The 13,064-nt window shown below is 60.0% G+C and carries 12 protein-coding genes; 3 read left to right on the top strand and 9 right to left on the bottom strand.

The features are described from left to right. The coding region (locus HHJ19_RS03815) for a glutathione S-transferase N-terminal domain-containing protein (protein WP_296904209.1) at window positions 1-357 on the bottom strand (357 nt) is incomplete at its 3' end. Between the two features lie 7 nt (window positions 358-364). After that, window positions 365-1,315: a rhodanese-related sulfurtransferase gene (locus HHJ19_RS03810; RefSeq protein ID WP_296904207.1), complete on the bottom strand. Its 951-nt coding sequence runs from the start codon at window positions 1,313-1,315 to the stop codon at window positions 365-367. Between the two features lie 341 nt (window positions 1,316-1,656). Here HHJ19_RS03810 and HHJ19_RS03805 point away from each other — a divergent pair, with 341 nt between their 5' ends. Beyond that, on the top strand, window positions 1,657-2,844 hold the full coding sequence (locus HHJ19_RS03805) for a PHB depolymerase family esterase (protein WP_296904205.1): 1,188 nt from the start codon (window positions 1,657-1,659) through the stop codon (window positions 2,842-2,844). Window positions 2,845-3,271: 427 nt separating this feature from the next. Beyond that, complete coding sequence (locus HHJ19_RS03800) at window positions 3,272-3,517, top strand: hypothetical protein (RefSeq protein WP_296904203.1); 246 nt, start codon at window positions 3,272-3,274, stop codon at window positions 3,515-3,517. 9 nt (window positions 3,518-3,526) lie between these two features. Here HHJ19_RS03800 and HHJ19_RS03795 read toward each other — a convergent pair whose 3' ends face one another. From HHJ19_RS03795 to dapC, 7 genes are all read right to left on the bottom strand, one after another. Beyond that, window positions 3,527-4,030 (bottom strand): hypothetical protein, encoded by a 504-nt coding sequence (locus HHJ19_RS03795; RefSeq protein WP_296904201.1) that lies wholly within the window; start codon window positions 4,028-4,030, stop codon window positions 3,527-3,529. A 58-nt stretch (window positions 4,031-4,088) separates the two neighbouring features. Beyond that, window positions 4,089-6,107: an ATP-binding cassette domain-containing protein gene (locus tag HHJ19_RS03790; RefSeq protein WP_296904199.1), complete on the bottom strand. Its 2,019-nt coding sequence runs from the start codon at window positions 6,105-6,107 to the stop codon at window positions 4,089-4,091. Between the two features lie 82 nt (window positions 6,108-6,189). Further along, window positions 6,190-7,089 carry a 50S ribosomal protein L3 N(5)-glutamine methyltransferase gene (gene prmB / locus HHJ19_RS03785; protein ID WP_296904197.1) on the bottom strand — a complete coding sequence of 300 codons (900 nt, stop codon included), beginning with the start codon at window positions 7,087-7,089 and terminating at the stop codon, window positions 6,190-6,192. Next, on the bottom strand, window positions 7,086-8,303 hold the full coding sequence (gene dapE / locus HHJ19_RS03780; protein WP_296904195.1) for a succinyl-diaminopimelate desuccinylase: 1,218 nt from the start codon (window positions 8,301-8,303) through the stop codon (window positions 7,086-7,088). Before dapE ends, prmB begins: the two co-directional genes overlap by 4 nt. 210 nt (window positions 8,304-8,513) lie before the next feature. Beyond that, on the bottom strand, window positions 8,514-9,662 hold the full coding sequence (locus tag HHJ19_RS03775) for a PilT/PilU family type 4a pilus ATPase (RefSeq protein WP_296904193.1): 1,149 nt from the start codon (window positions 9,660-9,662) through the stop codon (window positions 8,514-8,516). Between the two features lie 47 nt (window positions 9,663-9,709). Beyond that, a complete protein-coding gene (dapD, locus tag HHJ19_RS03770) occupies window positions 9,710-10,537 on the bottom strand; it encodes a 2,3,4,5-tetrahydropyridine-2,6-dicarboxylate N-succinyltransferase (protein ID WP_296904191.1) in 828 nt (275 codons plus the stop codon). 12 nt (window positions 10,538-10,549) lie between these two features. Further along, the gene (gene dapC, locus HHJ19_RS03765) at window positions 10,550-11,758 is read right to left on the bottom strand and encodes a succinyldiaminopimelate transaminase (RefSeq protein WP_296904189.1); all 1,209 of its coding nucleotides are present in this window, start codon (window positions 11,756-11,758) and stop codon (window positions 10,550-10,552) included. Window positions 11,759-12,100: 342 nt separating this feature from the next. Here dapC and HHJ19_RS03760 point away from each other — a divergent pair. After that, window positions 12,101-13,064, top strand: a 964-nt coding sequence (locus HHJ19_RS03760) for an AAA family ATPase (protein WP_296904187.1), incomplete at its 3' end; no start/stop codon positions are given.

Genomic DNA, 13,064 nt, shown 5'->3' with positions numbered 1-13,064 from the left:
CAGGTGCTGTTTGAAGCCGCTGTCGCACTGGATCATCAGCGCCTGCATGGACTGCAGTGAGCCGGTTTCAGGCCGCAACCACTGGCCGGAGTCGTTTTGCTCCAGCGCCCAGCGCATGATGTCCAGGCTTTGCGCTACCACTTGTCCTTCACAAGTGATCAGCACCGGCACCGTGGCTTTGGGCGAGGCATCGAGCAAGGCCTGCGGCTTGTCGCGCAAGACCACTTCGCGCAACTCACAAACCTGGCCGCTGGCGGCCAGCGCCAGCCTCGCCCGCATAGCGTAAGGGCAGCGGCGAAAGGAATAGAGAATCGGCCAGGCTTGGTCGGTCGGCGGGCAGGGCAGCAGGAAGGTCACGGCCACCTCAGGCACTGCCCGGTTGCCGAAGGCCAATGTGCGCCCGGTGGTGCGCGCCTGCCAGCTCGACCTGGCGCTGGCGCTCGCGGTAGCCCTGCTTTTGCTGTTCAGTGGTGTTGCCATGGCAATGCGCGCAGCTCACGCCCAACTCGTATAGCGGCGATGTCCGGTCGTCAGGGCTCAAGGGGTCACGACAGGAGCGGCATAGCGTGTAGTCACCCATGTTCAAACCATGCCCGACGGAAACGCGTTCATCGAACACGAAGCACTCGCCTTGCCAGTAACTCTTGGCTTGGGGCACAGTTTCAAGATACTTCAGGATGCCGCCTTCAAGATGATAGACCTCGTCAAAACCCCTGGCGCGCAGAAATGCCGTGGATTTTTCGCAACGGATGCCACCGGTACAAAACATGGCAACCCTGGGTTTTTTACCGTTGGTCGCGGCCAGTTTGCCACCCTCGGCCATTTCCTTGTCCACCCAATCGGGCAGTTCTGAAAAGCTGTGTGTCGCCGGGTTGATGGCGCCCTTGAAGGTCCCGATGCCCACTTCATAGTCATTGCGCGTGTCCACTAGCACCACACCGGGTTCATCGAGCAACTGATTCCAGTCCGCTGGCTTGACGTACTGGCCCGCCATGAGCGCCGGATGCACGTCAGGAACGCCCAGCGTGACAATTTCCCGCTTGAGCCGCACTTTCATCCGGTAAAACGGCATCCGGGCGGCATGCGCTTCCTTGTGTTCCAGCGTCGCCAGTCGCGGGTCAGCGCGTAAAAAGGCCAGTACCGCGGCGATACCCCCGGGTGTTCCGGCAATCGTGCCATTGATGCCCTCGGCGGCCAGCAGCAGCGTGCCTTTGACTTCTTGCGCTTCGCAGCACGCAAGCAGCGGTGCCCGGAGCTCGGCAAAATCGGGCAATTCCACAAATTTATACAGTGCTGCGGTCAGAAAATCTTGCATGAGTGCGAAAAAGGAGGTTGCTCTGGGGTCAACCGTGATCCTAACGGGTCCGGCCGCCACGTCGTTTGATGCGTGTCATTCCACGCGCAATTCGCTGCGATATGGCCTGGACCCTGCAAGGGGAGGGTCTGCAGCGCTGCAACTGGTCGCGCACTGAACCGGAGCATGGGATCAGGATGTTGTGGCGGGCTGGCGCCTTCTGTAGGCAAGCGCCGATAGACGAAATTGCTGCATTGCAGCAAAATGCCTTGAAATGAATTTACACACCATGGCGCCTTCGTTTCGGCTTCATCCTGACGCAGTGGCCATGACATTGCTCCCGACTCCAAATTCCTGACACCATGGCAAAAAATCTGACCAGCCTCTGGCTCAAAAACCTCAAGCGCATGGGCAAGGCTCAACAAGTGCGGGGGCGCAAGTTGTTGACCATCATGATGCCAAAGCCGGCCCGCAGCCCGCCGAAACGGCGTGCCAAACCACTCATGGCAGCCAAACTTCCGAAAGTTCTCAGGGTTGCCCACCCAAAAGCGGTCAAGCCGTTTCGCAAGCCCTCTGTGGCTTCCGCCCGACCCGGCCCCACCTTGCCCGGCGTCTGGCAAAAGTCCTATTTCTCCCTGCCGGCTGCCGGGCAACTGGCCCCGTTACGGCGCATGCTTTACTGGTTATATCTGCCCTCAGGCGTGGCTCTCACACCTCGCCCTCTGGTGGTCATGCTGCATGGATGCCAGCAAACTGCGACTGATTTTGCCGCCGCAACGCGGATGAACAAACTGGCGGAACGCAAGGGTTTTGCAGTGCTTTATCCACAGCAGGCGGCGGCGGCCGACAGACACCGCTGCTGGCATTGGTACCGGCGCTCCGATCAGCAAGGTGTGGGCGATGCCACCCTGATTGCCAAAATGATTGCGCAGGTACAGGGCAAACACCGGCTCGACGCTTCGCGCACCTACACTGCGGGCTTGTCGGCTGGCGCGGGCATGGCCACCATCGTGGCTCTGCATTACCCTGAGTTGATTGCTGCGGTCGGTTTGCATTCGGCGCCGGTCTTTGGCACCAGCGACTCTCCCATGAGCGCTTTCCGAGCCATGCAGCAGGGATCCATCCTGGCATACCGCGAAACAGCCCACCAATTTTCAACGGCGCAACCGCAGTTCCCAGGCATGCCCGTGATGCTGATTCACGGCAACCGGGATCCGGTCGTGCGGCGCGTCAACATGGATCAGCTGGCAGAGCAATTCGTAATTCTCAACGGCGCCGCAATCAACGGCAGCGAACCGGTCCGGCGCAGCTATCTGGCGCGCTCGGGCGGACGCAGTCCGCGTCATGCCTATGAGACCTCTACCTATTACGCTGGCCGAAAGCCGAGGCTCGTAAAAGTGGAAATCAACACACTCGGTCATGCCTGGAGCGGTGGCGACGGCAGCCTGGCCTTCAGTGCGCCAGAAGGCCCTGACGCGACACTTCTGTTGTGGACCTTCTTTTCGCAACAACAACGTGTGCAAAAGGCGCCCGGCGCAGTGAAGCTTTGAACTTGCAATTCGCGCAGCCGAGCCGCTCATTTCAAAGGCTGTCCCTGGCACTCATTTCTGGTCACCGTGGCGACGCGCGTGATGACTTCGCCCAGCGACCGGTCGCACCGCCTTTTGGTTGAATTGGAGCGTATGGGTCACCCTGTCCCTGGGTGTGCCCGTCATTGCCACTTTTGCGTTCCCCCGGTCTGAATTGAAGCACTCGGCAAGGGACAGGATGTCCGGGCGTGAGGTCATAATCAATCTTCCGTGAGTTTTAGTCTCGCAGAACCTGGTGATCGTAAGCCCGGTAGGTACTGGCTCTGCAGCTATTAAATCAGTAATACGGGGCTTTTTGATTGATCAGCTGTGTTGACCGTGCGAGGATGGACGTGAAACGATTTGAGAAATTTACCCTGCGGCGGGGCCACAAAGCGAACTCGGCACCATGAACGAACTGGCGAGTCTTGCTTCTTTGGGACTGGAGTTGCCCAGCCCGTCTTACATCGCAGGATCGATTCTTTTTGGCATCGTCGGCTATCTGGCATTTCGCCGCGGCCGCAAAACATCAAGATCCGAGCTCACATGGTGTGGGGTTGTCCTGATGGTCTATCCCTATGCCGTTTCACAGACCTGGCTGCTATGGGTTGTCGGCGCTGTCTTGTGCTTCTGGATTTTTGCCAGGTGGGATTGAACGCCCGTATCAGTTTGAATGTTCCAACAGGGGAATTGCCAGCTGTGCCTGCCTGGCCACTCGAATGCAGTCTTTCATGTGTTCCTCGCCAAAATAGCGAATCGCTGCAAAGCCTACGGTCGCTGCAACTAATTGCCCAGCCAGCGGCACATACTTGGCAAGCTGTTTGCCCGTCAAGCGAAGGCCGATTTTTGCGGTGGCCTTGATGATCAGGTCGCGGCTGATGAATTTTCCGATCAGCACCGAGCCGACCATGGCGGCGGCTTTCTGAACCTGGTCGCGCTTCTTCGGGTCCAGTTGGTCGAGTTGCGCCGGGGTCAGGCCAAACTCTTTGTTGATTTCGGGAATCAGCTTTGAAAGCAGGGCAGCATCCACCGCCCAATCCAGCCCAGGCACAGGCACTGCGCTGGCGACAGCGGCAATCATGGCGCGCTTGTTGAGCAGTTTGCGGCTGCGTTTGACGGCGGCTTGCATCGCTGTATCGTCAGCGGCCATGTGCAGTGCGTTTGGCATAAATCGCTTCCCTTTCAAATTTGTCAAAAACCGGTGAAGGGCCGCCGAGCGTCCACCTTCACGCCGTGACGGTTTCGATCTGGTCGGTCAGTTCAAGCCAGCGTTCTTCCAGCTGGCCCAGGTCGTTTTCAATGGCTTTGAGGCGTTTTCCGGTTTGGGCGATTTCTGCTGCGGCCGAGGTGCTGGTCAGCAAGGCTTGAAGGTTGCCCCGTTCCGTGGTGAGGGACTGCATCTTCAGGTCAATCTTGTCCAGCTCCTTGCGCAAGGGTTTGGTCGCGTCTGATTGCTGCTGGCGCCGCTGGGCGTCATCTTTCTTGCTGGAAGAATTTTTGGCATCAGATATGCCTTTGGCGCTGGCCGGGTCTGGGCTTGCATTTACAGTTTTATCCGCAACCGGCACAGTCGGGTTGTTGGCAGATTTCTTGGCTTCCTCACGCAGGCGCTTGGCCTCGTCGAGCAGGTAGCGCTGGTAGTCGTCCAGGTCGCCGTCAAATGGTTCGACGCCGCCGCGCGACACCATCCAGAACTCGTCGCACACCGCTCTCAGTAAGGCGCGGTCATGGCTTACCAGCATGACGGTGCCCTCAAACTCGTTGAGCGCCATCGACAGTGCTTCGCGCGTGGCCAGGTCAAGGTGATTGGTTGGCTCATCAAGCAGCAGCAGATTGGGCCGCTGCCAGACGATCATGCACAGCACCAGCCGGGCTTTTTCGCCGCCGCTCATGCTGCCGACAGCCTGCTTAACCATGTCGCCGCCAAAGTTGAAGTTGCCCAGAAAACTGCGCAAGTCCTGCTCGCGGGTCTGCTGGCCACTGATTTTGCCGGCGGCGCTGACTTCCTTGACGAGCCGGATCATGTGCTCCAGCGGATTGTCGCCCAGGCGCAGCACGTCAAGTTCCTGCTGGGCGAAGTAGCCGATGTTCAAACCCTTGCCTTCGGTCATGTCACCGCTGATGGGCGCCAAAGCCCGTGCCACGGTTTTGACCAGCGTCGATTTACCCTGGCCGTTGGCGCCCAGAAGACCGATGCGCTGGCCGGCCAGCACCGATTTGCTGACGTTTTGCACGATGACCGTGGGCGGCGTGCCTTCCGCTGCGTCTTCGGGCGCAGGGTAGCCGAAGTAGGCGTTTTGCATCGACAGCATCGGGTTGGGCAGATTCGCCGGTTCCTTGAACTCGAAGGTGAAGTCAGCTTCGGCCAGCAGCGGTGCGATTTTTTCCATGCGGTCCAGCGCTTTCACGCGGCTTTGTGCCTGCTTGGCCTTGCTCGCCTTGGCCTTGAATCGGGCAATGAACTTTTGCAGGTGGGCAATCTTGTCCTGCTGCTTGTTGAACGCACCTTGCTGCAGCGCCATCTGCTCGGCGCGCAGGTCTTCAAACTTGCTGTAGTTGCCGCCGTAGCGCGTGAGCTTGGCGCTTTCAATATGCACCGTGACGTCGGTCACCGCATCGAGGAATTCGCGGTCATGGCTGATGACCAGCATGGTTCCCTGGTAGCGTTTGAGCCAGGCTTCCAGCCAGACCAGCGCGTCCAGATCCAGGTGATTGGTCGGTTCGTCAAGCAGCAACAGGTCCGACGGGCACATCAGTGCGCGCGCCAGCTGCAGGCGCATGCGCCAGCCGCCGGAAAAGCTGTTGACTGGATTGTCAAGCTCGCTGAGCTTGAAACCCAGACCGAGAATCAGGGCCTGCGCCCGCGCCTGCGCATCGTGCGCGCCAGAGTCGTACAAATCCATATAGGCATGGGCCATGCGGTCGCCGTCGCCGCTGGCTTCGGCCGCATCGACCTCAGTCTGCGCGGCCAGCAGCACCACATCGCCTTCAATCACATAGTTGGTTGCGCTTTGCTCGGTCTCGGGCATGTCCTGCGCGACCTGGGCCATTTTCCATTGCGCGGGAATGTAGTATTCGCCGCCGTCTTCGTGCAGTGTGCCGTTGAGCATGGCAAACAGCGAGGACTTGCCCGCGCCATTGCGCCCGACCAGGCCAATTTTTTCGCCCGGATTGAGGGTGACAGACGCGCTGTCGAGAATCACTTTGGCGCCGCGACGCAGCACCACATTTTTAAGGGTAATCATTTGACAAACAGACTCAAGAAAATTAGTCGGGCAGCAGCACGCTCGGCAGGACGCGTGATGCCCGAAAGACGGAAAACCGGAATCAGGCCAGCTGTTCCCGTGTCAGCAACAGCACCTGCTCACTGCCAGCGCTGGTTTCGAACCAGAGCGGCTCCAGGTGCGGAAAAGCGCGTTCGAAATTCTCGCGCTCATTGCCAATTTCCAGCACCATTACGGTATTTTCGTTCATTTGCGCGGTGGCGGTTAGAAAAAGGCTTCGAATGAAGTCCATGCCATCGGTGCCACCAGCCAGTGCGAGGCCGGGTTCAGCCCGGAATTCAGCGGGTAATGCGGCCATGCTGGCGGCATTCACATAGGGTGGATTGCACAGAATCAGGTCGTAATTGCCGGTGCAAGCCGCCAAACCGTCCGATTTGATCAGGGTGATGCGGTCCGCCAGCTGGTGCCGGTCCACATTGATGCGCGCCACGGCCAGGGCGTCCGGGCTGATGTCGGCGGCATCGACCCGCACGCCAGGGTAAGTCATGGCCGCCAGCACGGCCAGGCTGCCGTTGCCGGTACACAAATCGAGCACCCGATGCGTCTGTTCGCTCAGCCACGGATCGATGCTGCCGTCAGCCAGCAACTCAGCGATGAAGGAGCGTGGAATGATGACGCGCTCATCGACATAAAACGGCACGCCCATCAGCCAGGCTTCATTGGTCAGGTAGGCAGCCGGCTTGCGGGAAGTGATGCGGGTTTCAAGAAGTAGCGCGACCCGCGCTTGATCGACTGGGGTTACCGGCCTGTTTTCCACTGAATCGAGGTCGTCAAGCGGCAGGCCGAGCTGCCACAGCACCAGCCAGGCGGCTTCGTCGAAGGCGTTGGTCGTGCCGTGGCCGTAGCCGTCGGAAAAACTCAGGCCGGCATCTTCCAGCCGGGCCGCCATCAGGTCGATCAAAGCCGGCACGGTCACTGTCGTGTCGGGAATCGCATTGCTCATGCTGCGGCCAGGCGCGCCAGAACGCCCTTGTAGATGTTTTTTAGCGGTTCGAGCGATGCCACCAGGACATGCTCGTTGATCTGGTGAATTGAGGCATTGATCGGTCCCAGTTCGATGACTTGCGGGCAGATTTTGGCGATGAAACGGCCATCGCTGGTGCCGCCTGTGGTGGACAGTTCGGTTGCCAGGCCGGTTTCGGCGTGGATGGCGCCGCGTACTGCTGCTACCAGCGTGCCCGGGGTGGTCAGAAAGGGCAGGCCGCCCAACGTCCATTTCAGGTCGTATTCGAGCTGGTGCTTGCTCAGCACCGCCTGCAGGCGCTGCTGCAGGCTCTCGGGGGTGGATTCGGTGCAGAAGCGGAAGTTGAAGTCCACCACCAGATCACCCGGAATGACGTTGGACGCGCCCGTGCCGGCATGGATGTTTGATACCTGCCAGCTGGTGGCTGGAAAAAAATCATTGCCCTCATCCCAGCGGGTGGCCACCAGTTCGGCCAAAACCGGCGCAAACAGATGAATCGGGTTTTTCGCCAGCTGCGGATAGGCAATATGCCCCTGCATGCCCTTGACAGTCAGCTTGCCGCTTAAAGTGCCGCGCCGGCCATTTTTGATCATGTCACCGAGCTGCCTTACTGATGTGGGCTCGCCGACGATGCAGTAGTCCAGCGCCTCGCCCCGCGCTTTGAGCTGTTCGCAGACCACCACCGTGCCATCGATACCCGGGCCTTCCTCATCGCTGGTAATGAGCAAGGCAATCGACAGGGAGGGTTGCGGATGGAAGGCTAAAAATTCCTCGATCGCCACGACCATGGCGGCAATCGAGGTTTTCATGTCCGCCGTGCCGCGACCGTACAACTTGCCGTCCCGGTGGCTGGGCGTGAACGGGTGGCTGTGCGATTGCTCCAGCGGGCCGGTAGGGACCACGTCGGTGTGCCCCACGAAGACCAGGGTCTTGATCCTGGCCATGTCAATCGCTGAATCTGCTATTAAATCAATAGCGTTATGTACCGATATCTGTTGGACCTGAGGACTAAAACCCTCGAATTTTGCCCAAAGATTGGTGACCCGGAAATGTTCAGGGCCGCTGACGATGGTTTCGCACTTGAAACCGAGCGGCGAAAGCCTTTCAACCAGGATTGCCTGGCAGCCCGCATCGTCAGGCGTGACGGAAGGTCGTGAAATCAGCTGTTCAGCCAGACGCAGTGTGGAACTCATGCGGTAGTACCGGTTGGTGCATGGCAGGCGGATAAAAGCGGAGGCAACGGAGCCCAGGCAGGGGCGGGCGTGGGTGCATTTGTGAGCCGGGCTTGGTCTTTCCGCCAGCAGAGGCCGCGGAGCCGGCTTTTTCGGGCTGCAGGCACAGCGACAGCGGCCCCAACAGGGGGCGGCGCAACACACGCAGTGGCAAGTGTGGGGGCCATCTGTCTAATACCTGACGTCGAGCGTAATTTCAGTGAAGGAGGGCTCGTTATCCGGGTCTTCTTCCGCTTCTGCCGCCTTGGCCTTGGCCGCCGAAAAGTCGTTCTCAAGCCGCCACATCAAATTGGTCGGAGAGTCGGCATGCGCAAGGCCTTCCTTGCGTGTCACGGTGCCTTCAACAATCAGCCTGGCAATGTCTTGCTCAAAGGTTTGCGAACCTTCGGCCAGTGATTTCTCCATGGCTTCCTTGACACCCGAAAAGTCGCCTTTTTCGATCAGTTCGGCCACCAGTTTGGTATTGAGCATGACCTCTACCGCCGGGGTGCGGGTGCCGTTCTCCCTGCGCAGCAGGCGCTGCGACACAACGGCCTTGAGGGCCGCCGCCAGGTCGCCCAGCATGGTCGGCCGCACTTCAACGGGGTAAAAACTCAGAATGCGATTCAAGGCCTGGTAGCTGTTGTTGGCATGCATGGTGGCCAGGCACAGATGGCCCGACTGCGCATAGGCAATTGCCGCCGACATGGTTTCGCGGTCACGGATCTCGCCGATCAGGATCACGTCTGGCGCCTGGCGCAGCGCGTTTTTCAGCGCCACCTGCAGTGACTGCGTGTCGCTACCCACTTCGCGCTGGTTGACCACGGACTTCTTGTTGGTGAAGAGGAACTCGATCGGGTCCTCAATCGTCAGGATATGCCCCGGCGCGGTCGCGTTACGGTGGTCCAGCATAGCGGCCTGCGTGGTGCTCTTGCCGGCGCCGGTGGAGCCGACCATCAGGAGCAGACCACGCTTTTCCATCACCAGATCGCCCAGTATGCGCGGCACATTCAGGCTGGAAAGAGCCGGAATCTGGCTTGGAATATAGCGAATCACCGCCGCATAACTGCTGCGCTGCCGGAAGCCGCTGATGCGAAAGTTGCCCAGACCCTCCATGGACACGGCCATGTTGAGCTCGCCGATTTCTTCCAGCTCTTCAATTCGGGCCGGTGGCAGGATTTCGGCGAGCAGATTGCGCGGAGCGTCCGGCGGCAAAATCTGCGCGTTGATGGGAATGGCCTGGCCGTTGATCTTGATCAGCGCGGGCGAGTGCGCCGAAAGGTAAACGTCCGAGGCTTTTTTGTCCACCATCAAACGCAGAATTCTTTCCATCGTGCTCATAGCTACCCTTTGATCATCATCAATTTACCCGCAATCCGCGGTCTGGATCAGTCGCGCAGGAGGTCGTTGAGGCTGGTTGTCGCGCGCGTCTTGGCATCGACCCGCTTGACGATCACCGCGCAATACAGGCTGTATTTGCCGCCCGCCTTGGGCAGGTTGCCCGAGACCACAACCGAGCCGGCTGGAATACGGCCGTAGCTGACGCTATCCAGTTCGCGGTCGTAAATCGGCGTGCTCTGGCCGATGTACACGCCCATGGAGATGACCGAGTTTTCTTCGACGATCACGCCCTCTACAATTTCGGAGCGCGCGCCGATGAAGCAGTTGTCTTCGATGATGGTCGGATTGGCCTGCATCGGCTCCAGCACGCCGCCAATGCCGACGCCGCCAGACAGGTGGACGTTCTTGCCAATCTGGGCGCAGGAGCCCACGGCAGCCCAAGTATCGACCATCGTGCCTTCATCCACATACGCGCCAATGTTGACATAACTGGGCATCAGAATCGCGCCTTTTGCGATGTAGCTGCCGCGGCGCGCCACGGCGGGCGGCACCACGCGAACGCCGGTGGCGCGCATTTCCTGCTCGCTCAGGTGCGCAAATTTGGTGGGAACCTTGTCGTAAAAACCGAGGTCGCCAGCGCGCATGAGTTCGTTGTCTTTCAGGCGAAAACTCAGCAGCACGGCCTTTTTAAGCCACTGGTGCGTCGTCCATTGGCCCACGCCATCGCGCGTGGCCACGCGCAACTTACCGCTGTTGAGCTCCTCAATCGCGTGCTCAACGGCATCCAGCACCTCCTGGGGCGCGACGGCAGGCGACAAGTTGGCACGGTTTTCCCAGGCAGTGTCGATGATGGCTTGCAGATTGTCTTGAGTCATTTGGTTGGGTTTTCAGTGAACTTTGGATTGAATGAATTGCACGATGCGCTCTGCCGCTTCCACGCACTCGGCGGTGCCAGCCACCAGCGCCATGCGGATTCTGCCAGCGCCCGGGTTGAAGCCCTGCGCATCGCGCGCCAGGTAACTGCCCGGCAACACGACGACATTGTAAAGAGCGAGCAGTTCGCGCGAAAACGCCGTGTCCGAGCCTTTGAAAACCTCTGGAATTGCCGCCCAAAGGTAAAACCCGGCGTCGGGCAAGACCACATCCATGACGGATGCCAGCAAGGGCGTGACTCTGGCAAACTTTTCACGGTACAGCGCGCGGTTTTCAATGACGTGCTGCTCGTCGCCCCAGGCGGCAATGCTGGCCGCCTGCACGATCGGGCTCATGGCGCTGCCGTGGTAGGTGCGGTAGAGCAGGAATGACTTGATGATGCTGGCGTCGCCCGCGACAAAACCGCTGCGCAGGCCGGGTACGTTGCTGCGCTTGGACAGGCTGGTGAGCGAAATCAGGTTTTTGAAATCGTGCCGCCCCAGCTGGCTGGCGGCCTGCAGGCCGCCCAGGGGGGGCTCGTCACGGAAGTAAATCTCGCTGTAGCACTCGTCCGACGCGATCACAAAGCCGTAGCGGTCACTCAGCTTGAACAGCAGTTCCCATTCGGGCAGCGACATCACCGCCCCGGCCGGGTTGCCGGGCGAACAGACAAACACCAGCTGGGTTGTTGCCCAAACGGCTTCGGGCACAGCCGCCCAGTCGATGCCAAAGTTGCGCGCCGGCTCGCTGGGCGCAAACCAGGTTTGCGCGCCGGCCAGCAGCGCCGCGCCTTCGTAGATTTGATAGAAAGGATTGGGGCAGACCACCGTTGCGCCGGGCTGGCTGGCATCCAACACGGTTTGCGCCAGCGAGAAAAGTGCCTCGCGTGAGCCATTCACTGGCAGGATTTGCGTCGCCGGGTCCACTTTCAGCCCGCCATACCGGCGCGCCAGCCAGTCGCTCATGGTTTGGCGCAATTTGGGCTCGCCCAGCGTGCCGGGGTAGTTCGCCAGCCCGGCCAGGCTGCTGGTTAGCGCGTCCTTGATTAGCTGCGGCGTGGCGTGGCGTGGCTCTCCAATGCCCAGGCTGATCGGTTTGTAGACTGAGTTGGGCGTGATGTCGGCATGCAGTTGACGCAACCGCTCAAAAGGATAGGGCTGGAGGCGGGAAAGCATGGGATTCATGCCCGGATTATCCCGCCTTGGCCGCCGCCATCTCACCCGTACTCGCCGGAGGGCAAAAGATATCTACTTTTGCTGTGCTATAAAAAATAGAGCAAACTGTAACCGTACTTGTTGGACCTGAAGCTGATTTCGTTCATATTTTCGTTGCCGGCGCGGGTTTTCGGGTTGGCGACGGGCCAGGGCCGGCCGCCGACTTGTCCAGCCGGGTGTGGCGCGCCCGCGCTCGGGTAACATTGAAGCCCGTGCACCGCCTGCAAGATGGTGCATCTCGTGCAAGCGCATCAGCCAAGCGCTGCAGGCATTAACGGGTTGGCTTCAAGCTCAAGAAACAAAAAAACAGCTGTGCGTCTCAATTCGATCAAGTTAGCAGGGTTCAAATCATTCGCGGAGCCGACCATTTTCATGCTGCCGGGGCAACTGGTCGGCGTGGTCGGGCCCAATGGTTGCGGCAAATCCAACATCATGGACGCCGTGCGCTGGGTGCTGGGTGAAAGCAAGGCTTCGGAGTTGCGCGGCGAGTCGATGCAGGACGTCATTTTCAGCGGCACCACCACCCGGAAGTCGGCCAGCCGCGCCAGCGTCGAGCTGGTGTTTGACAATGCCGACCACCGCGCCGGCGGCCAGTGGGGCCAGTTTGCCGAGATCGCCGTGAAGCGCGTGCTGACGCGCGATGGTACATCGAGCTATTACCTCAACAACCAGCCAGTGCGCCGCCGCGATGTGCAGGACGTGTTTCTCGGCACCGGCCTCGGTCCGCGTGCCTACGCCATCATCGGTCAGGGCACGATCAGCCGCATCATCGAGTCCAAGCCTGAAGAATTGCGCCTCTTCCTCGAAGAAGCGGCCGGGGTTTCCAAGTACAAGGAGCGCCGCCGCGAAACCGCCAACCGGTTGTCCGACACGCGCGAAAACCTGACCCGGGTGGAGGACATCCTGCGCGAGCTCAATGCCAACTTGGAACGGCTGGAGAAGCAGGCCGAGGTCGCCCTGCGCTACAACACGCTGCAGGCCAGCGGCACGCTAAAGCAGCACCAGTTGTGGTTTTTGAAGCGCGCCGAGAGCGAGGCGGACCAGGTCAGGGTGAAGGCGGACGCTGAAAAATCGGTGAACGACCTTGAAAGCCGTCAGGCCGACCTGCGCCATATCGAGGCCGACCTCGAAACCATACGTCAGGCGCACTATGCGGCCGGCGACCAGGTTAACCAGGCCCAGGGCAAGCTTTATGAAGCCAGTGCTGAAGTCGGGCGGCTGGAATCTGAAATCCGCTTTGTGGTCGATGGCCGGCTGCGCGTCGAGCAGCGCCTGG

Source organism: Polaromonas sp. (assembly GCF_012927415.1).
GTDB lineage: Bacteria > Pseudomonadota > Gammaproteobacteria > Burkholderiales > Burkholderiaceae_C > Polaromonas.
Note: the sequence above shows the minus strand (reverse complement) of the source record. Positions and strands in the feature narration are given on the sequence as shown.

Coding starts and splice junctions, on each gene's coding strand:
- HHJ19_RS03810 (WP_296904207.1), bottom strand. CDS start 1,315: ATGCAAGATTTTCTGACCGCAGCACTGTATAAATTTGTGGAATTGCCC.
- HHJ19_RS03805 (WP_296904205.1), top strand. CDS start 1,657: ATGGCAAAAAATCTGACCAGCCTCTGGCTCAAAAACCTCAAGCGCATG.
- HHJ19_RS03800 (WP_296904203.1), top strand. CDS start 3,272: ATGAACGAACTGGCGAGTCTTGCTTCTTTGGGACTGGAGTTGCCCAGC.
- HHJ19_RS03795 (WP_296904201.1), bottom strand. CDS start 4,030: ATGCCAAACGCACTGCACATGGCCGCTGACGATACAGCGATGCAAGCC.
- HHJ19_RS03790 (WP_296904199.1), bottom strand. CDS start 6,107: ATGATTACCCTTAAAAATGTGGTGCTGCGTCGCGGCGCCAAAGTGATT.
- prmB (WP_296904197.1), bottom strand. CDS start 7,089: ATGAGCAATGCGATTCCCGACACGACAGTGACCGTGCCGGCTTTGATC.
- dapE (WP_296904195.1), bottom strand. CDS start 8,303: ATGAGTTCCACACTGCGTCTGGCTGAACAGCTGATTTCACGACCTTCC.
- HHJ19_RS03775 (WP_296904193.1), bottom strand. CDS start 9,662: ATGAGCACGATGGAAAGAATTCTGCGTTTGATGGTGGACAAAAAAGCC.
- dapD (WP_296904191.1), bottom strand. CDS start 10,537: ATGACTCAAGACAATCTGCAAGCCATCATCGACACTGCCTGGGAAAAC.
- dapC (WP_296904189.1), bottom strand. CDS start 11,758: ATGAATCCCATGCTTTCCCGCCTCCAGCCCTATCCTTTTGAGCGGTTG.